At 67.6% G+C, this 25,405-nt stretch carries 23 protein-coding genes; 15 read left to right on the forward strand and 8 right to left on the reverse strand.

The window, feature by feature from the left end:
• Positions 1 to 133 precede the first annotated feature (133 nt).
• The 11 genes from L2D01_03185 to L2D01_03235 all read left to right on the forward strand — a co-directional run bounded on the left by L2D01_03185 (position 134) and on the right by L2D01_03235 (position 10,548).
• Positions 134 to 406 (forward strand): DUF1153 domain-containing protein, encoded by a 273-nt coding sequence (locus L2D01_03185; GenBank protein WBQ10793.1) that lies wholly within the window; start codon positions 134 to 136, stop codon positions 404 to 406.
• Positions 407 to 574: 168 nt separating this feature from the next.
• Positions 575 to 2,215 carry a flagellar M-ring protein FliF gene (fliF, locus tag L2D01_03190; protein WBQ10794.1) on the forward strand — a complete coding sequence of 547 codons (1,641 nt, stop codon included), beginning with the start codon at positions 575 to 577 and terminating at the stop codon, positions 2,213 to 2,215.
• On the forward strand, positions 2,215 to 3,249 hold the full coding sequence (fliG, locus tag L2D01_03195; protein WBQ10795.1) for a flagellar motor switch protein FliG: 1,035 nt from the start codon (positions 2,215 to 2,217) through the stop codon (positions 3,247 to 3,249). The genes fliF and fliG overlap by 1 nt, the downstream gene beginning before the upstream one ends.
• A 10-nt stretch (positions 3,250 to 3,259) precedes the next feature.
• A complete protein-coding gene (locus tag L2D01_03200; protein ID WBQ10796.1) occupies positions 3,260 to 3,907 on the forward strand; it encodes a hypothetical protein in 648 nt (215 codons plus the stop codon).
• Between the two features lie 11 nt (positions 3,908 to 3,918).
• Positions 3,919 to 4,281, forward strand: coding sequence for a flagellar motor switch protein FliN (fliN, locus tag L2D01_03205; GenBank protein WBQ10797.1), 363 nt, complete (start codon positions 3,919 to 3,921; stop codon positions 4,279 to 4,281).
• Positions 4,282 to 4,315: 34 nt separating this feature from the next.
• Entirely contained in the window at positions 4,316 to 5,677 is a 1,362-nt protein-coding gene (locus tag L2D01_03210; protein WBQ10798.1) for a sigma-54 dependent transcriptional regulator, read from the forward strand.
• Between the two features lie 18 nt (positions 5,678 to 5,695).
• Entirely contained in the window at positions 5,696 to 7,810 is a 2,115-nt protein-coding gene (gene flhA / locus L2D01_03215) for a flagellar biosynthesis protein FlhA (protein ID WBQ10799.1), read from the forward strand.
• Between the two features lie 12 nt (positions 7,811 to 7,822).
• Complete coding sequence (locus L2D01_03220) at positions 7,823 to 8,809, forward strand: hypothetical protein (protein ID WBQ10800.1); 987 nt, start codon at positions 7,823 to 7,825, stop codon at positions 8,807 to 8,809.
• A complete protein-coding gene (locus L2D01_03225; GenBank protein WBQ10801.1) occupies positions 8,806 to 9,624 on the forward strand; it encodes an AAA family ATPase in 819 nt (272 codons plus the stop codon). The genes L2D01_03220 and L2D01_03225 overlap by 4 nt, the downstream gene beginning before the upstream one ends.
• Positions 9,625 to 9,654: 30 nt before the next feature.
• On the forward strand, positions 9,655 to 10,221 hold the full coding sequence (locus tag L2D01_03230; protein WBQ10802.1) for a hypothetical protein: 567 nt from the start codon (positions 9,655 to 9,657) through the stop codon (positions 10,219 to 10,221).
• A gap of 3 nt (positions 10,222 to 10,224) precedes the next feature.
• Complete coding sequence (locus tag L2D01_03235) at positions 10,225 to 10,548, forward strand: hypothetical protein (protein ID WBQ10803.1); 324 nt, start codon at positions 10,225 to 10,227, stop codon at positions 10,546 to 10,548.
• Positions 10,549 to 10,557: 9 nt separating this feature from the next.
• Here the strand turns inward: L2D01_03235 and ggt are convergent, their stop codons facing one another.
• Both ggt and L2D01_03245 read right to left on the reverse strand, forming a co-directional pair.
• Entirely contained in the window at positions 10,558 to 12,312 is a 1,755-nt protein-coding gene (gene ggt / locus L2D01_03240) for a gamma-glutamyltransferase (GenBank protein ID WBQ10804.1), read from the reverse strand.
• 33 nt (positions 12,313 to 12,345) lie between these two features.
• On the reverse strand, positions 12,346 to 13,293 hold the full coding sequence (locus L2D01_03245; GenBank protein WBQ10805.1) for a LysR family transcriptional regulator: 948 nt from the start codon (positions 13,291 to 13,293) through the stop codon (positions 12,346 to 12,348).
• Positions 13,294 to 13,615: 322 nt separating this feature from the next.
• Here L2D01_03245 and L2D01_03250 point away from each other — a divergent pair, with 322 nt between their 5' ends.
• Both L2D01_03250 and L2D01_03255 read left to right on the forward strand, forming a co-directional pair.
• Entirely contained in the window at positions 13,616 to 16,036 is a 2,421-nt protein-coding gene (locus L2D01_03250; GenBank protein WBQ10806.1) for a TonB-dependent receptor, read from the forward strand.
• A 121-nt stretch (positions 16,037 to 16,157) separates the two neighbouring features.
• Entirely contained in the window at positions 16,158 to 17,474 is a 1,317-nt protein-coding gene (locus tag L2D01_03255) for an MATE family efflux transporter (protein ID WBQ10807.1), read from the forward strand.
• 55 nt (positions 17,475 to 17,529) lie between these two features.
• On the opposite strand, the gene L2D01_03260 is transcribed toward L2D01_03255, so the two are convergent.
• The 3 genes from L2D01_03260 to L2D01_03270 are packed head-to-tail and all read right to left on the reverse strand — an operon-like array spanning position 17,530 to position 19,357.
• Entirely contained in the window at positions 17,530 to 18,360 is an 831-nt protein-coding gene (locus tag L2D01_03260) for a S49 family peptidase (GenBank protein ID WBQ10808.1), read from the reverse strand.
• 41 nt (positions 18,361 to 18,401) lie between these two features.
• Entirely contained in the window at positions 18,402 to 19,142 is a 741-nt protein-coding gene (locus L2D01_03265) for a methyltransferase (protein ID WBQ10809.1), read from the reverse strand.
• Entirely contained in the window at positions 19,139 to 19,357 is a 219-nt protein-coding gene (locus L2D01_03270) for a DUF2007 domain-containing protein (GenBank protein WBQ10810.1), read from the reverse strand. The genes L2D01_03265 and L2D01_03270 overlap by 4 nt, the downstream gene beginning before the upstream one ends.
• Before the next feature lie 145 nt (positions 19,358 to 19,502).
• Between L2D01_03270 and L2D01_03275 the strand changes: the two genes are divergently transcribed.
• Entirely contained in the window at positions 19,503 to 20,519 is a 1,017-nt protein-coding gene (locus L2D01_03275; protein ID WBQ10811.1) for a polyprenyl synthetase family protein, read from the forward strand.
• Positions 20,520 to 20,534: 15 nt separating this feature from the next.
• Here the strand turns inward: L2D01_03275 and L2D01_03280 are convergent, their stop codons facing one another.
• On the reverse strand, positions 20,535 to 22,421 hold the full coding sequence (locus L2D01_03280) for a 5'-nucleotidase C-terminal domain-containing protein (protein ID WBQ10812.1): 1,887 nt from the start codon (positions 22,419 to 22,421) through the stop codon (positions 20,535 to 20,537).
• Between the two features lie 143 nt (positions 22,422 to 22,564).
• Here L2D01_03280 and L2D01_03285 point away from each other — a divergent pair, with 143 nt between their 5' ends.
• The gene (locus L2D01_03285) at positions 22,565 to 23,806 is read left to right on the forward strand and encodes a threonine ammonia-lyase (protein WBQ10813.1); all 1,242 of its coding nucleotides are present in this window, start codon (positions 22,565 to 22,567) and stop codon (positions 23,804 to 23,806) included.
• 100 nt (positions 23,807 to 23,906) lie between these two features.
• On the opposite strand, the gene L2D01_03290 is transcribed toward L2D01_03285, so the two are convergent.
• Both L2D01_03290 and L2D01_03295 read right to left on the reverse strand, forming a co-directional pair.
• A complete protein-coding gene (locus L2D01_03290; GenBank protein ID WBQ10814.1) occupies positions 23,907 to 25,004 on the reverse strand; it encodes an OmpA family protein in 1,098 nt (365 codons plus the stop codon).
• 141 nt (positions 25,005 to 25,145) lie between these two features.
• Complete coding sequence (locus L2D01_03295; protein WBQ10815.1) at positions 25,146 to 25,298, reverse strand: hypothetical protein; 153 nt, start codon at positions 25,296 to 25,298, stop codon at positions 25,146 to 25,148.
• Positions 25,299 to 25,405: the final 107 nt, after the last annotated feature.

Raw genomic sequence — 25,405 nt, forward strand, 5'->3', positions numbered from 1 at the left:
GGTGAATTTTTTCTAAATATCTGATTAGCCAGACGTTTACCTTGGGCTTTAGAGGTTCGGAAAGACGCTTGGGGTATAACACACCCATCAAAAGGGCGCGCGACAGACGCGCCTGTTGACAAGGATGGGTCGGATGGAACGTCGAGCGAAGAAGGAAAACTATGTGATCGGGCCGGATGGCAGCCCGCTCACAGTGGCCGATCTGCCGAACCCGGAGACCCAGCGCTGGGTGATCCGGCGCAAGGCTGAAGTGGTCGCGGCGGTCCGTGGCGGGCTCCTGAGCCTGGACGAGGCGTGTGATCGCTACCGCCTGACAGTGGAGGAATTCCTCTCCTGGCAGCGCGCGATCGACCGCCATGGCCTGGCCGGCCTGCGCACCACGCGGATCCAGCACTACCGCCAATAGCCGGTCTGCAACACGCAATTCCTGCGGGCGTGCGCCTCCCCGGCGCGCGCCCGCAGTGCATTCTGATTCAAGCTGTTAAGCCCTCGTTTACGCGGGCAGTGGGAAAAACTTGCCTAGCCGGGGGCCAAAAGCGCCTCTGGACTGTGTTTCAGGCGGGGCCCATCACACGTGACGGCGTTTTTTGAACAGCTTTCCCGATTGGGAATTGGCCGGCTGAGCCTGATTTTCGGGCTCACCGCAGGCGTGGCGCTGGCGCTGATCCTGTTGCTGGTCAATCCGGGCAGTGGGTCGCAGGCGCTCTTGTACTCCGGTCTTGAGACGCGCGACGCCGCGTCAGTGGCCGAGCGCCTCGACGGCGCCGGCATCCCCTATGAGCTGCGTGACGGCGGCTCGGCGATCTATGTGCCCGCCGCGCAGGTCGACCAGGCCCGCCTGCGCGTGGCGTCGGGCGGCGCGCTGAGCTTTGGCTCTGTGGGCTACGAAATCTTCGATTCCAATGATGGCATCGGCGCCACCAGCTTTGTCCAGAACGTCAATGCGCGCCGGGCGCTGGAAGGCGAGCTGGCGCGCTCCATCAACGCCATCAACGCGGTGTCGGGCGCGCGGGTGCACCTCGTGCTGCCCGAGCGCCGCCTGTTCTCTCGCGAGCAGCAGGAGCCGTCGGCGTCTGTGGTGATCAGCGTGCGCGGGCAGCTGTCCTCGGGCCAGGTCTCCACCATCTCCAATCTGATCGCCACGGCCGTGCCGGGACTGTCGCCGACGCGCATCACCATTGCCGATGATCAGGGCCGCCTGCTGGCCAGCCCGTCAGAGGGCGATAATCCCGGCGGCGCCGCCATCGAGGAGCGCCGCACCGGTCTGGAAGCCGCGCTGCGCCAGCGCATTCTGGACGTGGTCGAAGGCGTGGTGGGCCCCGGCGCCGCGCGTGTGGTGGTCACGGCGGAAGTGAACCGCGAAAGCCTGACCGAGACCCGGCTGGAATTTGATCCCAATCTTCAGGTGGAAGTGAGCCGCGAGGTTCAGAGCGAGGAATCCAGCGAGCCCGCCGGGCGCCAGGGCGCCGTGTCGGCCACCGAAAACCAGCCCGGAGCAGAAGAGCAGGGTGCCGGCGGGCCGGGCGAGATGTCCACGTCGCGGCGCAGCACCAATGTGCGCAATTTTGAAAACTCGCGCACCACCAGTACGCGCGTGGTGCAGGCGGGCGAGCTGCAGAGACTGGCCGTGTCGGTGGTGGTTGACGAGCGCACGGCGCGCGGAGAGGACGGATCGCTGGTGTTCGAGCCGCGCACCGCAGAGGAAATGGACCGCATCCGCGCGCTGGTCGCCGCGGCGGCGGGCATGGATGTGCGCGCCATTGATGGCGAGCGCCATGTGCTGGAAGTGGCGCAGATGCGCTTTTCCCGGCCCGACCTGACGGCGGGCACGCCCGCGCCCGAGGGCTTCCGCATGGAGCGCGCCGACATCATGCGCGCCGCCGAGCTCGCCGTGATCGCGCTAATGGGCCTGTTGATCATCTTCCTGGTGGCGCGGCCGCTGGTGCGCGGCGCGGTTGGCGGCGGCCCCGCCCTGCCGGCGCCGGCGTCTGGCGCCGCGCTTCCGGCCCGCCCCGGCCAGGCCCAGATCGCCGCCCAGCCGGGCTCGGACCGCGCCCTGCTGCCCGAGGACGAGGACGACGAGGAGCGCATCGACGTCGCCCATATCGACGGCCAGGTGAAGAAATCCTCGGTGCGCAAGGTGGCGTCCCTGGTCGAGCAGCACCCTGACGAGACCATGAGCATTCTGCGCACCTGGATGCATGAGAGCGCGTGATGGCAAGCAATTCAGGGGGGCTTCGCAAGATTGATGATCCCGCCAGCCTCGCCGGGCCAGAGAAAGCGGCTGTTCTTCTCCTAGCGCTTGGCGACGAGCAGCGCCGCCTATGGGAAATGATGGATGACGAGGAGATTCGCGTCGTTTCCCAGGCCATCGTCGGGCTCGGCAATGTCACCGCCAGTGCTGTAGAAAAGCTGATCATGGACTTTGTAAGCTCCATGTCGTCGACTGGTTCCATCACAGGTTCGGTCGCGCAGGCGCACCGGGTGCTCTCCGCCTTCCTTCCCTCCGGGAAGGTGGACTCGATCATGGAGGAGCTGCGTGGTCCGGCCGGGCGGACCATGTGGGACAAGCTGGCGAATGTGAACGAGGTCGTGCTCGCCAACTACTTTAAGAACGAATACCCCCAGACCGTCGCGGTGGTGCTGTCAAAGATCAGGCCCGAGCACGCCTCGCGCGTGCTCGGAGCCCTGCCAGAAGACTTCGCGCTGGAAGTGGTGATGCGCATGCTGCGCATGGAGCCGGTGCAGCGCGAAATCCTCGACAAGATCGAGGAGACGCTGCGCAATGAATTCATGAGCAATCTGGCGCGCACCTCCAAGCAGGACAGCCACGAGCTGATGGCGGACATTTTCAATAATTTCGACCGCCAGACCGAGAACCGCTTCCTGGCCAATCTGGAAGAGCGCAACCGCGACAGCGCAGAGAAAATCCGCTCGCTGATGTTCGTGTTCGAAGACCTGGGCAAGCTCGATCCCCAAGGCGTGCAGACGCTGATGCGCTCGGTGCCCAAGGACCAGATGGGCCTGGCGCTGAAGGGCGCCTCGGACACGCTGCGCGATCTGTTCTTCTCCAACATGTCCGAACGCGCGGCGAAAATCCTGCGCGAGGACATGGCGGCGATGGGGCCGGTGCGCCTGAAAGACGTGGATCAGGCCCAGCAGGCCATGGTCAATCTCGCCAAGGATCTGGCCGCCAAAGGCGAAATCCTGATCGCCGACGGCGGCGGCGATGACGAGCTGATTTACTAGGGAGGCGGATATGACGACATCATTCAGACGGTTCGCCTTCGACCGCGAATACGCTGCGGACGGCACTGTGCTGCGTGATGGCGAGCGCGTGCGGCGCGTCTTCACCGAAGACGAGGCGCGCGCCATGGCTGACGCAGCGGCCAGCAAGGCCGCTGAAGGCGATGCCGCCAGGATGGCCGAAACCCTGCGCCAGATTTCCGGGCGGATGCAGGCGGTGCTGGCGCGCATGGATAGCGAGTCCGAGGCGATGCGCGCCGACGCCGTGCGTCTGGCGATGGCCGCCGCCCGCGCCATCGCCGGCGCGGCGCTGGACCGCTATGGCGCCGACACCATCGAAGCCTGCGCCCGCGAGGCGCTGGCAGAGCTGCGCGCCGAGCCGCGCCTGGCGGTGCGGGTCGCGCCCGAGCTGGTGGAAGAGATCGCCGAGCGCCTGGACAGCGAAGCGGCGCGCATGGGGTTCGAGGGCGCAGTGATCGTGCGCGCCGATGAAGAGGTGGGTCCGGGCGATGTGGTGCTGGAATGGCGCGCCGGCGCCGTGGAGCACACCGCCGCCGATATCGAACAGCGCCTTGAAGACACCGCCCGCAAATGGCTCGCCGCGCCGGCGGGCGGCGATGCTGCGGCATCCGGCGCAGACGCTGGCGGCCAGGCCGCCTGAAGGAGACGATGATGAGCCAGGACGATTTGAAGCTTCAGGACCTCGCCGGCTCGAAAGCCGCGCATGGCGGGCTGACGCATAGCGGCGGCGCAGGCCAGTCGCTGATCGAGGACGAGGTGCGCACGGCTGTCGACCTGGCGCCGGTGTTCGACGTGCCGGTCAATATCTCCGCCGTGCTGGGCAAGGCGCATATCGACGTCAACTCGCTGCTCAAGCTTACCGCCGGCTCGGTGCTGGAGCTGGACCGCAAGGTGGGCGAGGCCATCGACATCTACGTCAATAACCGCCTGGTCGCCCGCGGCGAGGTGGTAGTGGTCGAGGACCGGCTGGGCGTGACCATGACGGAAATCATCAAGGATGGTGACGGCGCATGACCCGGACTGAAGCTGTATCTGAAGGAGCTGCACGATGCGCGTTCTGATCGTAGGCTCGCTGGGCGGGCAATCGACCATCGCGACCAAGATCGCCATGGACCGCGGCGCGAAGGTCGCGCAGGTGGACACCATCGAGCAGGCGACCGCCTATCTGCGCGCCGGGCGCGGGGCGGATCTGATGATGGTGGACGTGTCGTTGGATATCGGCGCATTGATCGCCGCCAACGAGCTGGAGCGGATCATCGTTCCGGTCGTGGCGTGTGGTGTAAATGTGCGCCCCGAGGCCGCTGCAGGCGCGATCCGCGCCGGCGCCAAGGAATTCATCCATCTGCCGCCCGATCCCGATCTGATCGGGGCGGTTCTGGCGGCGGTGTCTGATGATGACCGCCCGCTGGTGGCGCGCGATCCGGCCATGCTGAGCGTGGTGGCGCTGGCCGAGCGCATCGCGCCGTCGGAGGCGTCCGTGCTGATCACCGGCGAAAGCGGCGTCGGCAAGGAGGTGATGGCCCGTCATGTCCACAAAATGTCGAAGCGGACCTCCAAACCCTTCATCTCGGTCAATTGCGCGGCGATCCCGGAAAACCTCCTGGAATCAGAGCTTTTCGGTCACGAGAAGGGCGCCTTCACCGGCGCGGTAGCCCGGCGCATCGGCAAGTTTGAAGAGGCCGACGGTGGCACGCTGCTGCTGGACGAAATTTCCGAAATGGATGTCCGCCTGCAGGCCAAGCTGCTGCGCGCCCTGCAGGAGCGCGAGATTGACCGGGTCGGCGGCGGCAAGCCGGTGAAGGTGAATATCCGCATCATCGCCACCTCCAACCGCGATCTGGCCCAGGCCGTACGCGATGGCGTGTTCCGCGAGGACCTTCTGTTCCGGCTCAATGTCGTCAATCTGGCGGTGCCGCCCCTGCGCGCCCGGCCCGAGGACGCCGTGGCGCTGGCCGATCATTTCCTGCGCAAATACGCCAAGGCCAATGGCGTGGCCTACCGCCCGCTGTCCGAAGCGGCCAAGGCGCAGATCACCACACGCGAATGGCCGGGCAATGTGCGTGAGCTGGAAAACGCCATGCACCGCGCCGTGCTGCTGGCCCACGGGGACCAGATCACGCCTGAAGCCATCCGCTCGCCAGACGGCTCGCCCTTCACCGCCTATGGCGGGACGATTGCGCGCCGGGCCGCCGAAGCCGCCGACGAGGCGACCAACCGCGTCGGGCGCACGGTGGCCGAGGTGGAGCAGGACCTGATCCTGGACACGCTGGATCATTGCCTGGGCAATCGCACCCATGCCGCGACGATCCTGGGCATCTCGATCCGCACCCTGCGCAACAAGCTCAAGCTCTATGCCGATTCCGGCGCAGAGATTCCGGCGCCGGGCGAAACCCGCGCCGGCGCGGCCTGAGGAGAATAAAGACCGCTGATGGCTGACGCTCCCGCTTCCAGGCCTGCCGGTTTTGACTGGGCGGCCTTTGGCCGCCGCCTGGCGCGTGGCGACATCATCATGGCGGTGGGCGTTCTCAGCCTGCTGGTGATGCTGCTTCTGCCGCTGCCGCGCGTCCTGCTGGACGTGGCGCTGGCGGTGTCCATATGTTTTTCCGTGCTGATCCTGATGACGGCGCTGTTCATCCGCACGCCGCTGGAATTCACCGCCTTCCCGGCCATCCTGCTGATCGCGACCATGCTGCGCCTGGCCCTGAACATCGCCTCGACCCGGCTGATCCTGGCTGAAGGCCATGAAGGCACGGCGGCGGCGGGCGACATCATTCAGGCCTTCGGGGCCTTTGTGATGCAGGGCAGCATCATCATCGGCATTATCGTGTTCATCATTCTGGTGATCGTGAACTTCGTGGTTATCACCAAAGGTTCGGGACGAATCGCCGAGGTGGCCGCGCGCTTCACCCTGGACGCCATGCCCGGCAAACAGATGGCCATCGACGCCGATCTGTCGGCGGGCCTCATCACCGAGCAGGAAGCCAAGGACCGCCGCAAGGAGCTGGAGGACAAGTCCAACTTCTTCGGGGCCATGGACGGCGCCTCGAAATTCGTGCGCGGCGACGCGGTGGCGGGCATTCTGATCACCTCGATCAATCTCATTGGCGGCATGATCATCGGCGTGGCCCAGTCCGGCATGGCGTTCGGCGATGCGGCCAGCACGTATTCCACCCTGACCGTCGGCGACGGTCTGGTGTCGCAAATCCCGGCGCTGATCGTGTCGCTGGCCGCGGGCCTTCTGGTGTCCAAGGCGGGCGTGGACGGCGAGGCGGACAAGGCGGTGTTCGGCCAGCTCTCGGCCAATCCGGCCTCGCTGGGCATGGTGGCCGGGTCGGCGCTGGCCATCGGTCTTCTGCCGGGCATGCCGCTGATCCCGTTCGCCATACTGGCCGCAGCGGCGGGGACCGGCGCGGTCATGTCCGGACGGCGGCGGGACAAGCGCGCTGACGACATCGTCAACAGGCAGACCGATGCGGCCGATCAGGCCGCGTCCGAGGCCGCCACTGCAGAGCCGCCGATTGAGGACACGCTGCATATCGACGAGCTGAAGATCGAGCTCGGCTATGCGCTGCTGCCGCTCATCAATGATGTGGAGGGGCGCCGCCTCACCGACCAGATCAAGGCGCTGCGCCGCAATCTGGCGCAGGAGACCGGTTTCGTCCTGCCGTCGGTGCGCATCATCGACAACATGCAGAGCCCCGGCGAGCATTACATGATACGCGTCAAGGAGATGGAGGCGGGGTTTGGCGAGCTGAAAATGCGCTCGCTGCTGGCCATGGACCCGACCGGCCAGCAGGTCGAGCTGCCCGGCACCCATGTGAAGGAGCCGGCCTTCGGCCTGCCCGCCACCTGGATCGATGAAGGCCTGCGCGAGGAGGCCACCTTCCGCGGCTATACGCTGGTGGACCCGGCTGCCGTGCTGGTCACGCACCTCACCGAGATTCTGCGCGAGAACATGGCCGACCTGCTCTCGTACGCGGAGACCGAGAAATTGCTCGAAGCGCTGTCCAAAGAGCACCGCAAGCTGGTGGACGACATCACCCCGTCCCAGATCACCCGCGCCGGCATCCAGCGCATCCTGCAGAACCTCCTGAAAGAACGCGTCTCCATCCGCGATCTGCCCACCATCGTGGAGGCCATCGCCGAAGCCTCGTCGGCGACCCAGAATCTCGACGCCGTCACCGAGCATGTGCGCACGCGCCTGGCGCGCCAGATCTGCTATTCCAACAAGGGTCCCGACGGGACGCTGCCGGTTTTGTCGCTGAGCCCGCAATGGGAGCAGGCGTTTGCTGAAGCCATGATCGGCGATGGCGAGCGGCGCCAGCTCGCCCTCGCCCCGTCCTCGCTGCGCGACTTCGTGGCCCGGGTCCGAGAGGGCTTTGACCGGGCGGGCGCGTCGGGCGACGTGCCGGTGCTGCTGACCAGCCCGCAGGCGCGTCCCTATGTACGCTCGCTGGCCGAACGCTTCCGGCCCCAGACCGTGGTGATCAGCCAGAACGAGATCCACCCCAGCGCCCGGCTCAAGACCGTCGGGCAGATCTAGAAAGGCGCCGCCATGCGCATGCGCACCTTCACCGGAGACAGTCTCAGCGCCGTCATGGCCGAGGTGCGCCGCGAACTGGGGCCGGACGCGGTGATCATCACCTCGGGCGATGCGCCGGGCGGCGGCGTGGAAGTGCGCGCAGCGGCCGAGCGCGGCGCCATGGGGACCAAGGCCGAGGACAGCGTGACCGCGCTCGCCCGCCGCGACGCCGAGCGCACCCGCGAGCGCGGCGATTCCAGCGCCGGCCTGACCCGCATCGCCCGGGCGTTGAGCTGGCATCAGGTCACGTCCGAGCCCGCCGAAGCGCTGATGACATCGGCCATGGCGATGCAGGACGGCGAAGCCACGGCCACGCTGGCGCGGGCGCTGGACCAGCGCTACGGCGTGCACCCCATCGAGGCCGATCCCGGACGCCCCATATTGCTGGCGGGTGGTGCAGGGGCGGGCAAATCCTCCTGCGCAGCGCGCTTGGCGGCGCGGGCTGTGCGCCATGGCGTGCGCCCGGTTCTGATCAGCGCCGACGCCCGGGCGGGCGCGCGCGAGCAGCTGGCCGCCTACGCCAGGGCGCTGGATTTGGAGTTTGAAGCGGTGGAGGGCCCGCGCGAGCTGTCCGCCGTGCTGACCCGCGCCGCGCCTCAAGCCGCGATCATCGATGCGCCGGGCATCAATCCGTTCGAGCTCGATGATCTCGATGATCTGGCTGATCTCGCCTATGCCGCCGACGCGGAGATTGTCGCGGTGATGGAGGCGGGGCTCAGCCCGGGCGACGCGGAAGACATCGCGGCCCTGCTCGCCGCCATCGGCGCGGGCCGGGCGATCATCACCAAGCTGGACGCCGCGCGCCGGCGCGGAGCGCTGCTGGCGCCGGGCGAGGCGGGTCTGGCCTATGCTCATGTGGCGGCCTCGCCCTTTATCGGTTCAGGCCTGGCGCCCGCCACACCGTTGAGACTGGCGCGCGCGCTGCTTGAAGACGACGCTGGCGAGGAGGATCATTCATGACCACGCTTGCCGCAGAAGCCCATGAGGCCGCGCGCGCGCCGCGCCGCGCCGGGCCGGTCATCGCCATCGCTTCGGGAAAGGGCGGTGTGGGCAAGACCGCGCTGACGCTCGCGCTGGCGCGGGCCTTCTCCCAGCGCAAGGCGCGCACGCTGGTGGTGGACGCCGATCTGGGCATGGCCAATATCGACGTGCAGCTGGGACTCAACCCGCCGGGCGATCTCGGCGCCGTAGTGGCCGGGCGCCTGACCCTGGCCGAGGCGGTGGCGCCCGCCTGTGGCGGATCGCACAAGGCTGGCGGGTTCGATGTGATCGCCGGACCGTCCGGGTCGGCGTCGCTGGCGGGGCTCGATATCGGCGCCGTGGGGCGGCTGGCGGCGGGCCTCGCCGCGGCGTCCATGGGCTATGACCGTACGCTGATTGATCTGGCCGCCGGGGCCGAGCGGGCCAATATCCGCCTGGCCGTCGCCGCCGACGATGTGCTGGTGGTCATCAATGACGAACCCACCTCGCTGACCGACGCCTACGCCTTTGTGAAAACCCTGCGCATGCGCGACGAGGGGGCCGCGCCCTTCGTGGTGGTCAATAACGCACCCGACAAGGCGTCGGCGCAAAACGCCTACGCCATGTTCGCGCGCACATGCGAGAGCTTTCTGGGCTTCCGCCCGCTGCTGGCCGGGATCATCCGGCGCGACCCCCATGTGCCCGGCGCCATCCGCGCCCAGACCGCGCTGGACCAGCGCTTTCCCGGCACGGATGCGGCGCGCGACGCCAGCGCCCTTGCGCGCGCGCTGGAGCGCGGGGTCGAGCCGGGATAGACTGCTCTCTCAAATTTCAGGGGGGGCGTCATGATTCGCTTTGGATTTCTGGCGGCGCTGGCCGGCCTCGTCGCCGGGTCATGCGGGACCGCCCACGCGCAGGAAGGCGAAGCCGGGTTCGAGGATCAGGCCGATGCCTGCATCGACTTCACCGCCTTCAGCTTTGATCTGTTCGAAGCGGGCGCCGTGCTCGCCGCCCCGGCGCTGGAAAGCCCCGATGCGCGCGCCGACGCGGCCGTGTTCGCCGACGGATCGGTCGTGGTTATCGCCGCAGATTTCTGTGTAGAGCCTGTCTTCAACGTCACTGCGCGATTCCCGTCGCCTCAGGGCCTGTCCGCAGCGCGTGACCGGCTGGCCTGGCTGTTCGGGGCCGTGGACAGCGCCACCGGATGCAATCCGGGCGGCGATGGCGCCGCGGCCGTGGACGCCGCCGCCGCGCTTCTGGGCGCAGGCAGCGATATCGCGCCGACCGACGCGCCCTTCCACGAAACCGATGATGGCGCGGTCTATCTGGCGGTGACGCTGGAGGGCGGACAGGCGCTCGCCAGCCTGATCTGTGAGGACTATGCCGGCCTGATCACGGACGCAGGGGAGTAGGCGATGGGCGCGGACCCGGTCACGCTGCTCCTGGCAGGCTTCACCTTTTTTGACGTGTCCTTCATCGCCATGGCCTCCATCGTGTCGGCGCTGGTGATGCGGCGCTGGTCGCAGATCACGGGCGCGGCGCTGCTGGCTTACGCCGTGGACGTGGTGCTGCGCTTCGCGCTGGAATACGCCAGCGCCGGGGACATGCCGGCCAATTTCGCACTGCAGCTCGCCTTCACGCGCATGGACATGGCCGGGCTCGCCGCCACGCTGCGCCCGTTCCTGTATTTCGGCGCCATCGCCCTGCTGTTCGGGCTGAAACGCCGTTACACGCGGTAGGCGCGGCCTTTAGGGCCGGCCGACAATCCCGTCGCGGCGCGGATCGGCGGCGCCTTCCAGCGTGCCGTCGTCCAGCACGCGGATGATGTGGATGCCGGAGTTTTCGCCCCGCTCGCCGTCAATCTCGAAGCCGCGCTCGCGCAGGGCCTCAAGGATGTCCGCATTGAAGCCGCGCTCGATATTCACCACATCGCCGCGCGCCACGACATTGGGCAGATCGGCCGCCGCCTGCGCGCTCAGCCCCCAGTCCAGCATGCCCACCAGCGTCTTGGCGGTGTAGGCGATGATCGAATTGCCGCCCGGCGAGCCGGTGGCCAGCACGAAATCCCCGTCCGTATCAAACACAATGGTCGGCGACATGGACGAGCGCGGACGCTTGCCCGCTTCCGGCGCGTTGGGGTGCAGGCGGCCTTCCTGGTCACGCGGGACGAAAGCAAAATCGGTGAGCTGGTTGTTCAAGAGGAACCCGCCTTCGGTCATCCGGTTATTGCCAAAGCCCGATTCAACCGTGGTGGTCATGGAGACCACATTGCCGAATGTGTCGCGGATCACGAAATGCGTGGTGCCTCGATTGTCCGGCGTGGTGTCGGGCCCGGCCGGCTGCGCGCCCGGCGGCATGCCATGGCTGATGGCCGGGATCGCCAGTTCCGGATCGATCAGATCGCGGCGCGCAGCGAGATAATCACGGTCCAGCAGCCCGGCCACCGGCACATGCGCGAAGTCGGCATCGCCGACATATTGGTCGCGGTCGGCATAGGCCAGGCGGCTCGCCTCGATGAACAGGCGCCAGCCCTCCACCGTGTCGGGGCCGTGAGCGCTCATGTCGAAGCCTTCCAGAATCGTCAAAATCGCCCCGACCGCAACAGCGCCGGACGAGGGCGGCGGCGCCGAGCAAACGAGATAGACGCGGTAGGGCGCGCACAGCGCCGCGCGCCGCACCGGCTCGTAGCCGGCGAGATCCTCCAGCGTGATCGTTCCGGGCAGGGGCTCTTCAGCGGCGGCATCGATAATCTGCTGCGCGATCTCGCCGGTGTAGAAATTGCGCCAGTCCGCCGCCACAGCCGTCAGCGTCGCGGCATAGCCCGGATTGGTCAGCACATGACCAGCGGGCCAGGCATTGCCGTCGGGATCATAGAAATAATCGCGCGACTGCTCGCGTCGTGCCAGCGAGGAGATTTGCCGCACGCGCTGGGCCAGAGAGGACAGGCGCGGCGAGACCTCGAACCCGTCGCGCGCCAGCGCAATGCCGGCGTCGAACCCGTCGGCCCAGTCCAGCCGGCCATGCTCGTCATGGGCCATGGCCAGCATGGCGATGGCGCCCGGCACGCCGGTGGAGCGTCCGCTCTGCCAGGCCTCGATAAAGCCCAGCGGTTCGCCGTCCGCGTTCAGCCAATGGTCTTCGGTGACGCTGGCAGGCGCCGTCTCGCGCCCGTCATAGACGATGGTTTCACCCGTCGCGGCGTCATAGCGCACCATGAAGGCGCCCCCGGCGATTCCGGAACTTTGCGGCTCGACCAGACCCAGAACCACCTGCACCGCGATGGCCGCATCCACCGCGTCGCCGCCCTGGCGCAGTGCTTCCAATCCGGCTTCGACCGCATCGGGATGCGCAGCGGCGACCATGGCTTCGACCGGCGCAGCCGCAGGCGCGGCGGCGGGTTCTGGCGCTTGCGCCGTGTCAGGCGCACGTGAGTCCGGCGCGCCGCAGGCGGTCAGCCACAGGGCCGTGCCGGCGAGGGCGGCGAAGCGGGTCAGGTGACGCATGGCAAGTCCTTTCAACGCAGGGGAAATTCAGGTCTAGACGCCGGCGGCCTCGAAGGGCTCGGCGAGGTCTTTCAGGGTATCGATGACGGCGCGCGCCGCGCGCGGCAAGGGGCGGGTCTCAGGCGACAGGATATAATAGCCCCAGTCCAGCGCCGTCACCCCGTCGGCCACCAGGCTGATCAGCTCACCGCGTGCGATGGCTCCATCGGCCAGGCTGCGGCGCACCAGAGCCGCGCCGCGTCCAGACGCGGCGGCGGCGACCACATGCTCGGGCCGCGCGTAATGATCCCCGGCGGCCAGATCGGCCCGCGCCAGGCGCCGGCGCTCCAGCCAGGTGCGCCAGTCGGGCTGCGCGGGATCGCGTCCCGGGCTCATGTCGTGGATCAGGGGCAGGGCGGTCAGCGCCGCGCGCCAGTCCCCGCCAAAGGGCGCCAGCAGGACCGGCGAAGCGGCGGGGGCCACGCTTTCGGTCAGCAGCCGCACCGCCCGGTGGCCGGGCCAGGGGCCGGGGCCATAGCGGATATCCAGATCGAGGCGGAACCGGTCCAGGTCTTCGGGCGCCGGGTCGGCGATGAGGTCTATGTCTGCACCGGCCAGGCGTGACGCTAGCCAGCCCGCGGCCAGCGCGCCCGGCGCACCCAGACGCACGCGGGCGCTGACGCCGGATTCCTGGCGCAGCAGACGGCTGGCTTCGGACAGGCGGGCGAAAGCCTCGTTCAGCGCCGGCGCCGCCCCGGCTGCGCCCACGGTCAGCGACACGCCGCGGCCCTGACGCTCCAGCAGGCGCACTTTGAGGACATCTTCCAGGAGGCGAATCTGTTGGGACACCGCGCCGGGCGTCACGCCCAGCTCCCTCGCAGCTGCAGCAACGCTGCCGCGCCGGGCCACAGCTTCGAAGGCCCGCAACGCATTGAGCGGCAGCAGGGGCTCGACGGGCCGCGCCTCCGGCCTGTCAATGTTTAGAATATCTGACGGACCCACGAGAGCGTCTTCCTTGTTCGCCGCGACGGCCTTCAGCTTTAACCGCCTGCGAACCGGCCTGCAAGCACGCTCAGCGCGGGCGTGAGGGCGCGGCTGATCCGAGCCGTTGAAGGAAAGCTAAGCGATGATGTGTTGACGCACCCTGCCTTGGCCAGTGTCACGAATCTGCCACACCCGTCACAAAAGGGCGGCAAGTACGGAGGCGCGCCACTGGAACTTTCACCTCGCCGCCACACCTAAACCATCAGTTAGCAGCCGCAACACGCGCACCCTTCATCGCAAGGTCGCGCCGCGCGGCCTCACTCAGGGGAGTTCCCATTTCATGCGCATCAAACAATCCACCTTCTTCCTAGCGGGCGTTTCGCTCGCTGTCCTCGCCGCCGGCGCCGCCATGGCGCAGGACGCGCCGCCGCCGCGTGCGACCAGCGATGTGATCATCGTCACTGGCACGCGCACCGAAGGGCGCACCATCACCCAGTCGCTGGCCCCGGTGGATGTGATCTCCGCCGATGACCTGACGGCCCACGGCACCACCGAGCTCAATCAGGCGCTGGCCTATTCGCTGCCGTCCTTCAACTTCCCGCTTCCCGCTATCTCGGACGGCACCGACTCCATCCGCCCGGCCCAGCTGCGCGGCCTGGCGCCGGATCAGACCCTCATGCTGGTCAACGGCAAGCGCCGCCATGTCAGCGCTTTGCTGAACCTCAACACGGTGGGCCGCGGCGCGGCGGCGGTGGACCTCAACACCATCCCGACGTCGGCCATCGGCGCGGTGGAAGTGCTGCGTGACGGCGCCTCGGCGCAATACGGTTCGGACGCCATCGCCGGCGTGATCAACGTGCGCCTGCGCGAAGCCAGCGAAGGCGGCGCGGTGACCGTGACCTATGGCGAGCACGCCACCAATGTCGACCTTCCGCGATCGAGCCGCAATGTGCGCGATGGCGAGACGTTGACCATTTCGGGCTGGGCGGGTTTCCCGCTGGCTGAAAATGGCTTCCTGACGGTGTCGGCCGAGTACCGTGACCGTCAGCGCACCAATCGCGCCGACGTGGACACGGTCAATAACTACAATCTGATCGGCGGGCAGCCGGATCCGCGCGAGCTGACCTTTGACCGGCTCAACTGGAATCACGGCAATGGCGATGTGCGCGATGTCAGCGTGCTGGCCAATGCCGGCCTGCCGCTGGACAATGGCGCGGAGCTCTATGGTTTCGCCAGCTATCAGGACCGCGAAGCGCGCTCGTTCGGCTTCTATCGCCGCGCGCGCGACGCCCGCAATGTCGAGTCCATCTATCCCGACGGCTTCCTGCCGGAAATCCACCCGGACGTGACCGATTGGTCGGTCGGCGGCGGCGTGCGCGGCGATGCCGGCGCCGTGGCCTATGACTTCAGCGTCGTCCACGGACGCAACACGGTTGATTTCAACATCCGCAACACGCTGAACCGCTCTCTCGGCGCCACGAGCCCGACCGAGTTCTTCGCCGGCCAGCTGCAGTTCAGCCAGACCGTGGTCAATGCCGACTTCGTCCAGTCTGTGGCGCTGGGTGGCCTCGCCGGCCCGCTCAACGTCGCCTATGGCGCTGAATACCGCCGGGAGAATTTCGAGATTGGCGCGGGCGAGCCCGATTCCTATTTCGGCGTGCCGGGCCTGGCTGCTGGCAGCCAGGTGTTCCCGGGCTTCCAGCCGCAGAACGAAGTGGATGAAAGCCGCGATTCATGGGGCGGGTATGTCGACCTTGAAGCCGATGTCACCGACCGCGTGACGGTGTCGGGCGCGGTGCGCTATGAGCACTATTCCGACTTCGGCGACGCGCTCAACGCCAAGATCGCGGGCCGGTTTGACATGACTGAAAATGCCGCGCTGCGCGGCTCGATCAGCACCGGCTTCCGCGCGCCGTCGCTGCACCAGAGCCACTACACGGCCACCTCCACGGTGTTCATCAACAACGTCGCCACCGAAACCGGCACGTTCGCGGTGGACAGCCCCATCGCCCGCGCACTGGGTTCACAGGACCTGGAGCCGGAAACCTCGGTCAACTACTCGCTGGGCGCGGTCTTCCAGAGTGGCGGCTTTGTGCTGACCATTGACGGTTTCCGCATCGAGATCGATGACCGCATCCTGCTGTCGGAAAACCTGAACCAGGCCAATGTGGTGGCGTTGCTGCCCGCCGGCGTCGGCGCGGCCCGCTTCTTCCTGAACGCGGCTGACTCGGTGACCGAGGGCGTCGACATCGTCGCCAATTATTCCTGGGACACCGACACGCTCGGCAGCTTCCGCGCCACGGCGGCGGCCAACTTCACCAATACCGAGCTCAGCAATATCCAGTCGACCGGCGTATTGTCGGCCCTGACCCCGCCGCCGACCCTGTTTGCACGGGTCAATATCGGGCGCCAGGAAACGGGCTCGCCGAAAAACAAGTATATTTTCGGACTCGACTGGAACCGCGAGAACCTCGGCGGCCTGATCCGCGCCACCCGCTTTGGTGACGTGCAGGTGCTGTCCAACAATCCGGCGCTGGACTGGACGATCGAGCCGCAATGGGTCGTGGACGTGGAAGCCTCGGTCCAGCTGCTGGAGAACACGCGGTTTGCGCTGGGCGCCAATAATGTGTTCGACAGCTACCCGACCCAGAACCCGCAATTCAACGCGGCGACGGGCCCGACGCCCTTCATTTACAACGCCTTCTCTCCGGCGGGCTTCAATGGCCGCTATGTCTATGGCCGCGTGAGCGTGTCCTGGTAATCATATAGCGGTCCGCCTGCCGGAACCGCGCCAGACGAACCGCCCCCGTCCGGACCCTGTCCGGGCGGGGGTTGTCGTTTCGGGGCTGCCCGGCGGTGCCCGAACCGGGTAAGGGGGGCGCATGAGCGAATCTCACCTCACCCGCCGCGCCCTGTTCGCGCGCACTCTGCCGATCATGGGCGCCAATGTGGCTGCGCCCCTCGTGGGCCTTGTTGATCTGGCGGTGATCGGCAATACCGGCGAGACCGCCGCCATCGCGGCGGTGGCGCTGGGCACGCTCGTCTTCAACATGCTTTACTGGTCGCTGGGCTTTCTGCGCATGGGCGCGACGGCGCTGGCGGCGCAAGCCGATGGGGCCGGCCAGCCTGGCGCGGTGCGCGCGGTGCTCTATCGCGCGCTCCTTCTGGCCGGCGGCTTCGGGCTGATCTTCATCGCGGCGCAATGGCCGCTGCGCGAAGCCGCGCTCGCCCTGTTCAGCGCCGGGCCGGACGTGGCCGCCGATACCCGGGCCTATATCGATGCGCGCATCTGGGGCGCGCCTGCGGCGCTGGCAGGATTTGCAGTTTATGGCTGGCTGATCGGGCTGGGCCTGACCGGCCGGGCGCTGGTGCTGCAGATCGCGCTCAATCTCGCCAATGCGGGCCTGTCGCTCTGGTTCGTCTTCGGGCTGGACTGGGGCGTGGCAGGGGTGGCGGGCGCCAGCGCGCTGGCGCAATGGCTGCATCTGGGGCTGGCGGCTGTGGTGATCGCCGGCGTGCTGCGCGCCCGTGGCCGCGCCTCATCCGAGCGCGTGTTCGAGCGGCAGGGCCTGATGCGCCTGTTCGCGGTCAATCGCGATCTGTTCGTGCGCACGCTGGCTTTGCTGGCGGGCTTCTACTGGTTCAACGAGGCGAGCCTGCGCGAGGGCCCGGACGTGCTGGCGGGCAACGCCATTCTCTTGCAATTCATCGCCATCAGCGCCTTTGTGCTGGACGCCTTCGCCCATGTGGCCGAGGCGGAAACCGGCCGGGCCGCAGGCGCGCGCGACTGGGACAGGCTGAAACGCGCCTTCCGCCTGACCAGCGAGATGGCCCTGGGCGGGGCATTGCTGCTGACGCTTGCCTTCCTGTTGTTCGGGGAGGCGTTCATCCTGGCCATGACGACCGACCCGGCGGCGCGGGAGTCGGCGCTCGGCGCTCTGGTCTTCTGTGCGCTGGTCCCGCTGATCGGCGCGCCGAGCTGGCAGCTGGACGGGCTGATGATCGGGACCACGCGCGGCGCGCTGATGCGCAACGCCATGATCGCCGCTCTGGTGATCTATCTGGCGCTGGACCTCACCTTGCGCCCGGCCTTCGGCGTGACGGGGCTGTGGCTGGCGTTTCTGAGCTATTACATCGCGCGGGCGACCACATTGGCGGTGGGCCTGCCGGGGCTGAAGCGCGCGGTGACGGACTCCTGATTTATCGCATTTTCGAACCGCGAAACCGGTGTCCACTTTCGCTGAAAATGCTTCTTTAGAGCCCGAACCGGCTCCACACCGCGCGCAGCTCCACCTGATCCAGCGCTGCGCCCATGAAGCGCGACAAAACGCCCGGGCGCGCCGGGGCCAGCGGACGGATGCGCACCTTGTCGCCGAACCGGCGCTTGAGCTCGCTGCGCGCCTCGCCCAGCCCGTCGATCAGGCCCAGATCCAGCGCCTCGGCGCCGGTATAGACCGAGCCGTCAAACAGCTCGGCCCCGTCTTTGAGCTTCTCGCCGCGCCGGGCTTTGACGTGGTCGATGAACTGGGCGTGCATTGCCTCCATCAGGCGGGTGATCGTGGCGGCCTGCTCCTTGGTCTCCGGACCGAAGGGATCGGCCAGCAGTTTCGATTTGCCCGCAGTCTTCACCCGGCGTTCGACGCCAAGCCGGTCCATGGCGCCGGTGAAGCCGAAGCCGGCGCTGATCACGCCGATGGAGCCGACGATGGACGCCGGATCGGCGAAAATCTCATCGCCCGCGCACGCGATCCAGTAGCCGCCGGATGCGGCCACATCCTCGCAGAACACCAGAACCGGTTTGTCCTTCTCCGCCGCCAGGGCGCGAATGCGGTCATGGATCAGGCGCGATTGCACCGGGCTGCCGCCGGGCGAATTGACGCTGATCGCCACGGCGGCGGCGCTCGTGTCGGCGAAAGCCTTGTCCAGCAGCTTTTCCAGCCGGCTCAGGGACAGCGCGCTGGAATTGCGCCCGCCGGCTGCGATCATGCCTTCCAGCCGGATCAGCGGCACGCTCGGCGCGTCGGCCCCGAACACCTTGCGCAGGGCGCGCGTGGCGCGGTCGAATTCGTCGCGGATGACAGACATGGCGGCTCCAGTCGCAGAATGAACCTTCAGACTTGGCGTGTTCAGCCCGCCAGTTCAAGGCGCGCCGCCCCGCGCAGCACGGCATCCGCCCTTGGTGTCCACGCTCCGCTGGCGTCCTCATGCAGCACCAGAGGCGCCATCAGCACCAGAGGCGCGCGCCCGCCCGCGCGCGCTTCAACCAGAATGCGCTTGGCCGGCGCCTCAGCGCGTGGGTGGACGGGCAGGATTACGGCGCTCGCCTTGCCCTGCAGCGCGCTGAGCGCCTCACCCAGCCGGTCTGCCCGGTGGATGAACACCAGTGACCCGCCGGGTTTAAGGCGTTTGAGCCCCGCTGTGATCCAGTCCGCCAGGGGAGCGGCGCTGATCCAGGCCGCCTGTTTGCCGGGTTTGGGCGCGCGCAGCGAGGCCGGATCATCGAAATAGGGCGGGTTGAAAAACACCGCATCCAGCGCCGCATCGGGGCGCCAGGCCAGCGCTTCCGCCTCGACAATGGCGACCCGGTCCTCCAGCGCGTTCGCTGCTGCGTTGTGCCGGGCCAGCTCAGCGGCGCCCGCGTCCAGCTCCACGCCGGTCAGCCGGGCGTCCTTGTGGGCATGGGCCACCGACAGAATCGCAGCGCCCGTGCCGCAGCCGAACTCGGCTGCCCGTGCGCCGGCCGCCAGGCGGACCGAGGCCGCCAGCAGGATCGCGTCGAGGCCGGCGCGATAGCCGTCAGCGGTCTGGGTCAGGATCAGCTGACCGCCCAGAATGCGGTCTTGCGTCAGTCGGGAGTCCTTCGTCATTCGTCCGCAGGCATGGCCTCGGCCAGGGCGCGGCGCGCCTTGTCCGCGACGTCTTCCGGCACCAGAACCCGGCGGCGGATCCAGGGTAGGGCGCCGCCGAAGGTTGCGGCGGTGTGGGCGTCCAGCGTCACCGGCTCGATCCCGCAATCGCGCAGGACCGCCTCGGCGAAGTTCAGCTTCACCGGATCGTTGGTGGACAGCACCTCGATCATCATCGCACGCATCTCCCTGCTTGCCCGGCGGCGGGTGTGGCGCCAGAACCAGCCTGCGTCCCTGTCACGCAGTCTGGTCAGCTTGCCGGAGGCGCCGGGGCTACCTATTCTGCAGGCGCAAATGATCTGACTGCAAGAGGCAAGGCGCGTGAACGGACTTCCCCTGCCGGACTACGAGGCGGCCCCGGTAAACCCGGCGGTTCGCCTGGCGGCTCTGGCCAGCACCGATATGGCGGGCGTGGAAGCGCTGATCGCCGACCGGGCGTCCAGCGCCACGGCGGTGATCCCCGCTATTGCGCACTACCTGCTCGACGCCGGCGGCAAGCGCATCCGCCCCCTCATCACTGTCGCGACCGTGCGCATGCTGGGCTATGACGGGCGGGGCCATCTGCCGCTGGCGGCGGCGGTGGAGTTCATCCATTCGGCCACGCTCCTGCATGATGATGTGGTCGATGACAGCGATCTGCGCCGGGGCAAGCGGCCCGCCAACAAGGTCTGGGGCAATCCCCAGTCCGTGCTGGTAGGCGATTTCCTGTTTGCGCGCGCCTTCATGCTGATGGTGGACGCGGGCTCCATGGATGCGCTCCACGTGCTGTCGCGCGCGGCGGCTGTGATCGCCGAGGGCGAAGTGCGCCAGCTGGCCGCCGCCCGGCAGGTCGCCACCACGCGGGCAGAATACATGGACATTATCGCCGCCAAGACCGCGGCCCTGTTCGCCGCCTCCGCCCAGGTGTCTCCCATCCTGGCTGGCGCGTCCAAGCAGGTCGAAACGGCCATGGAGACGTATGGCCGCGAGCTGGGCCTGGCCTTCCAGCTGGTGGATGACGCGCTCGACTATGGCGGGCTCGCCGTGGAGCTGGGCAAGAATACCGGCGATGATTTCCGCGAAGGCAAGATCACCCTGCCCGTCGCGCTGGCTTTGGAAGCGGGCGGCGCGGACGAGCGCGGATTCTGGGTGCGCACCATGGCCGATGGCCGTCAGTCTCCGGACGATTTTGACCGGGCTGTGGAGATCCTCAAGCGCCACGGCGCGCTGGATGCCACGCTGGAGGCCGCGCGCGGCCATGCCGCGCGGGCAGTCGAAGCGCTGGACGCTGCGCCGGACAATGTGTGGAGCCAGTCGCTGGCCGCTCTCGCCGAGTTCGTGGTGGAGCGCGCCTATTAGGGCGCTTGCGTCGCCTCAGCCGCAGTCAGCCCGCTGTGAATGGTCACATCCCTCCGCGTTGATGAAGCGCTGCGTACTCATCATCTCCGGGTCCGGACGCGACAGCATCTCGCCGGCCTCGGCCCGGGCGCGCACGTGATTGACGAAGCTCTGGGCATATTCGGCGAAGGTGTCGGTGACGCGTCCCTCTGCGCTGGCGCGGGCTAAGACTGTGTATCCGTCACCGCCCCCGGCGGTGAAGGAATTGGTGACCACCTTGTACTCCGCATTCGGATTGATGGGCGTCCAATCTCCGGCGAGGCGTGAATTGACCTCCACCGCGCTGATGCGCGCGCCGGGCTCAGCGGACAGATCCACTGCAAAGCGCAAACCGGCCGCATACGGATAGGCGCCGCCGCCGCTGGCGCTGGCGGCCACGGCCTCTTCCAGCGTCGCGATGATTTCCGCGCCTGACAGGGTCAGCACGTGCAGCGTGTTGGCGAAGGGCAGGACGGTGAAGGCGTCGGCGATGGTAACCGGGCCGGCCGGGATGCTGGTGCGCACGCCGCCCGCATTCTGGATGGCGATGTCAGCGCTGCCTTCACGCTCCAGAAAAGCCTGCGCCACCAGAGCGGAGATATGGGCGCCGTGTTCATAGGTCTCCTCGCGTGAACACAGCGGCTCGGCGCGCCCTTCGCCGGGCAGGCGCACCATGCACAGCGTCTCGGCGGCCTCGCCGATAATGGTGGTGCGCAGATCAGCCAGCTGGGCGGTGAAGCCGGCCAGCAGCGTCTCGCTTTCCGAGTCGGCATCGACCGGGTGCAGCGCGGGGTGATCCTCCAGCGCGGCGCGCACAAGGGCGGCGTCTGCATCGGACAGAGCGATGTCAGCGTCATCTTGGCTGTACGCATAGCCGCTGGCGGCGGCGGGAAACATCGGCGCGCCCGAGCAGGCGATCACGCGGCCCGCCTCATCAAAGCTGACGCGCAGCTCGCCCAGCACCTGCGCATTGTCGAAGGCGTGGACCACGCACACCGGATCGCCGTCGGCATTGGTCTCCATGGTCGGATAGGGCCCCTCCGGCGTGAAGCCCAGCGGCGCCAGGACGCCGCGATCGCCCAGCAGGGTATGGGAATCGCCGCCCACAATGACATCCACGCCGGTCAGCGCGCGCGCCAGCGCCAGATCATTGGCGTATTGCAGGTGGGTCAGCAGGATGATCTGTTCCACGCCGCCTGCGCGCAGCCGGTCGATCTCGCTTTGCGCCGTCTCCGTTTCGTCGAGGAAGCGCGTGTCAGGATCGGGCGAGGAGGAGACCCGGGTCTTCTCCGCGATCACCAGCCCGATCACGCCGACGCGCCGCCCGCCCCGCTCGAAAACCGCCGAAGGCTGGAGGCGGTCCACCAAAGGCGAGGCGTCATGAGGCGCCACATTGGCGCCCAGCACGGCGGTCCCGCAGTCGCCGCCCGTCAGGAAGTCGAGGAATTGCGCCAGTCCGGCATCGCCGTGGTCGAACTCGTGATTGCCCACAGCAAAAGCGTCAAAACAGATGCGGTTCATCATCGCCGCATCGGCCTCGCCCTCGAACAGGGTGTAGTAGAGCGTACCCGTGATGGCGTCGCCGGCATGCAGGGTCAGCACTGGATCGCCCGCCGCGGCGCGCGCTTCGATCAGCGTGGTCAGCAGGGGATATCCGCCATAGGCCACCGGCAGGCGCCCGTCCGCCGGCGCCGCCGCCTCCAGCGCCAGATCGCTGACATCGAAATCCAGCGTGCGTGGCTCGAGATGGCTGTGATGATCATTGATGTGCAGGATGGTCAGCGTATACGGCTCGGCCTCGCCGGCGGCAGGGCTTTGCGGGTCCGGCGCGCTGCAAGCGGAGAGCCAGAGTGCGGCGGCGATGACCGATAGCCTGATGCGCATGGCGGAGCGTCCCTCATCCTGTGTCGTCAGCGCCTCCTAGCACAGGCGGGGCGGGCCGGGAACGCGCCTGCCGCCGGTTTTCCGTTTGCGCATGCGTGCTGCACTGCCGCACACTGAGGTTTTCCCGCCCGAAAGCCACGCCCATGTCCTTGTCCGCCCCTCCCATCTCACCCGCGCTTGAAGCGGCCCTGGCCCAGGTCTGGCGCTGGCATGATGCGGGGCTGGAGGGGATTGTGCGCACGCCCTTCCTGCGCGCCGACCGGATCGGCGAGGCTTTGGGGTGCGAGCTGTGGGTCAAGCTGGAGACGCTCCAGCACACCGGATCTTTCAAGGAGCGTGGGGCGCTGGCGCGGCTGATGAGCCTGACCAGGCCCGAGCGCGAGGCCGGTGTGGTGGCGGCGTCGGCCGGCAATCACGCCCAGGGCGTGGCCCGCCATGCCGCCCGACTGGGCATTCGCGCCGTGATCGTGATGCCGCGCGGCACGCCCATTGTAAAAATCCAGAAGACCGAAGGCATGGGCGCCGAGGTGGTGATCGCCGGCGACAGCTATGACGAGGCGCAGGCGCGCGCCGAGCGGCTGGCGGGGGAGCAGGGCCTGACCCTGATCCATCCGTTCGATGACCCGTGGGTGATCGCAGGCCAGAGCACGATCGCGCGCGAAATGCTGGCAGAGCAGGGCGATCTCGATGTGATGATCGCACCGGTGGGCGGCGGCGGCCTGTTGTCAGGCCTGGCGCTGGCGGCGCGCGAGACGCATCCGGACATCGAGATTATCGGGGTGCAGGCGGAGCTTTACCCCTCCATGGCCAACCGGCTGCAGGGCCTTGCGCGCCCCATTGGCGGCAGCACGCTGGCCGAAGGCATTGCGGTCAAGGCGCCGGGCGGGATCACGGCGGCGCTGTTGTCGGCTATGGCCGTTGATCTCATTCTGGTTGGCGAGCCGGCGCTGGAGCGCGCGCTGTATCTCTATCTCACTGAAATGAAGGTGCTGGCTGAAGGCGCGGGCGCTGCAGGTCTGGCCGGGGTGCTGGAACAGCCTGACCGGTTCGCCGGGCGCAAGGTCGCCACCGTGCTGTGCGGCGGCAATATCGATACGCGGCTGCTGTCCTCCATCCTGCTGCGCGGCCTGGTCCGGTCAGGGCGCATGGCGCGCCTGCGCATCGAGCTGATCGATGTGCCGGGCCAGCTGGTGAAGGTGTCCACGGTGATCGCACAGGAACAGGGCAATGTGATCGACGTGGCCTATCACCGGGTGTTCTCCGACCTGCCGGCCAAGGTCACCTATATCGACATCTCGGTGGAGGCCCATGACCGCGCCCATATGGAGCGCATCCTCGCCGCCGTGAAAGGCGCCGGATTCAAGGTGGAGATCGCGGCCTACTAGCACCGGAACGCACGCAGTCATCACGTCTGCACACTGAACGCAGAACGGCCCGCCGGATTGCTCCGGCGGGCCGTCTGATTTGAGACTGACTGACCTGGACTTAGTTCAGGTTGATCAGGACTTCCACGCGCCGGTTCAGCGGCTCGCGCACGCCGTCCGGGGTCGCAACGGCCGGGCGGGATTCGCCGTAGGCGTTGATCGACACCGCACCGGCGGGAACGCCGAGACGGACCAGCTCGTCACGCACCGCACGGGCGCGGCGCTCGGACAGGCCGACGTTGTAGGCGGCCGAACCGGAGCGGTCGGCGTGGCCATCGATGCGGACCGCAGCGACGCCGCAATTGCGGGCGGTGCTGATGGCGCTGTTGATGACGTTGCGCGACTGGTCGGTGACGTTGGAGCGATCCCACTCGAAGTACACCACGAACTCGGCATCCTCACACGACGGCGGAGGCGGCGGAGGCGGGGGCGGCGGGGGAGGCGGCGGCGGAGGCGGAGGCGGGGGCGGCGGCGGCGGCGGAGCCGGCGGCGCGCCGAAGCTGTAACGCAGGCCGGCCCACAGTTCGTGGCCGGACAGATTGCCCACGTTCACGCCGTCATAGCGCGTCGAGCCGTAGCCGAAATAGCGGTACTCGGTGTCGAGAACGATCCGCTCGGTGATCGGCCACGCGATGCCCGCGATGCCCTGATAGGCCACAGACAGATCCTGGTCGCGCACTTCGATATAGCGCGGATCACCCGGGATGATCGAGCCGACCGGACGCGTGCCCGTGTTCCAGCCCGACAGCGAGCCGTAAGACTGGGCGAAGCCGATGCCGGCGCCGAAGTACGGACGCCATTCGGTCGCAAAATCGAACTCATAGAGCACGTTCAGCATGGCGGTCCAAGCATGGAACGAGGAGCGGCTGTCCTCGTAATTGCCGATCGCGCCGGTGCGGTTGTAGCGGTGGGCGACTTCGCCCTCGATGCGCCAGTTGTCGGCCAGATGATAGCCGAGCGCCAGCTTCTGACGCCAGTCGCTGCCACCGTTGATCGTGCCGCCGTTCGGGGCGCCGCCGAGGGCGCCGCTGACCGTCGTCGATTCCGGCGTGCCATAACCAATTGCACCGCTCAGATACCAGCCCTCATCGGCGGCCGCCATGGACGGCGCGCCGAGAACCAGTCCCAAAGCCGCAGCAGAAAGCAGATAGGTTTTCATGCCTTGGATCCTTCATAGAGATTGAACTCACGCACCTTATCGCGCGGTTATGTGACAGCTTTAACCCATTCTATGCAGCGCTGCACAAAACCGTGCCGCACTGTGTCCCTTGTGCACCAGTTTTTGGGGCCGGGGAAGGGGTCAGCCTTCGGTTTCGATCCGGAGGGTTTCGTCGCCAATATTCATTTCGAGCGTGTTGGTCTGGCTGTCGCGCCAGATGGCGTATCCGACCGCGCCAATGACGACCAGCGCCACTGCAAGGATGATATACACGACGGGTTTTGAGTCTCTCATGATTTCCCATTTCAAGCTGCATTGCCAGGACCGAGAGTCGCATGACCGGCAACATGGCGGCAAATCATGGTCCCCCCGATTGACCGTCGCCAAGGCGTGAACCCTGA

Source organism: Hyphomonadaceae bacterium ML37, assembly GCA_027627685.1.
Taxonomy (GTDB): domain Bacteria; phylum Pseudomonadota; class Alphaproteobacteria; order Caulobacterales; family Maricaulaceae; genus Oceanicaulis.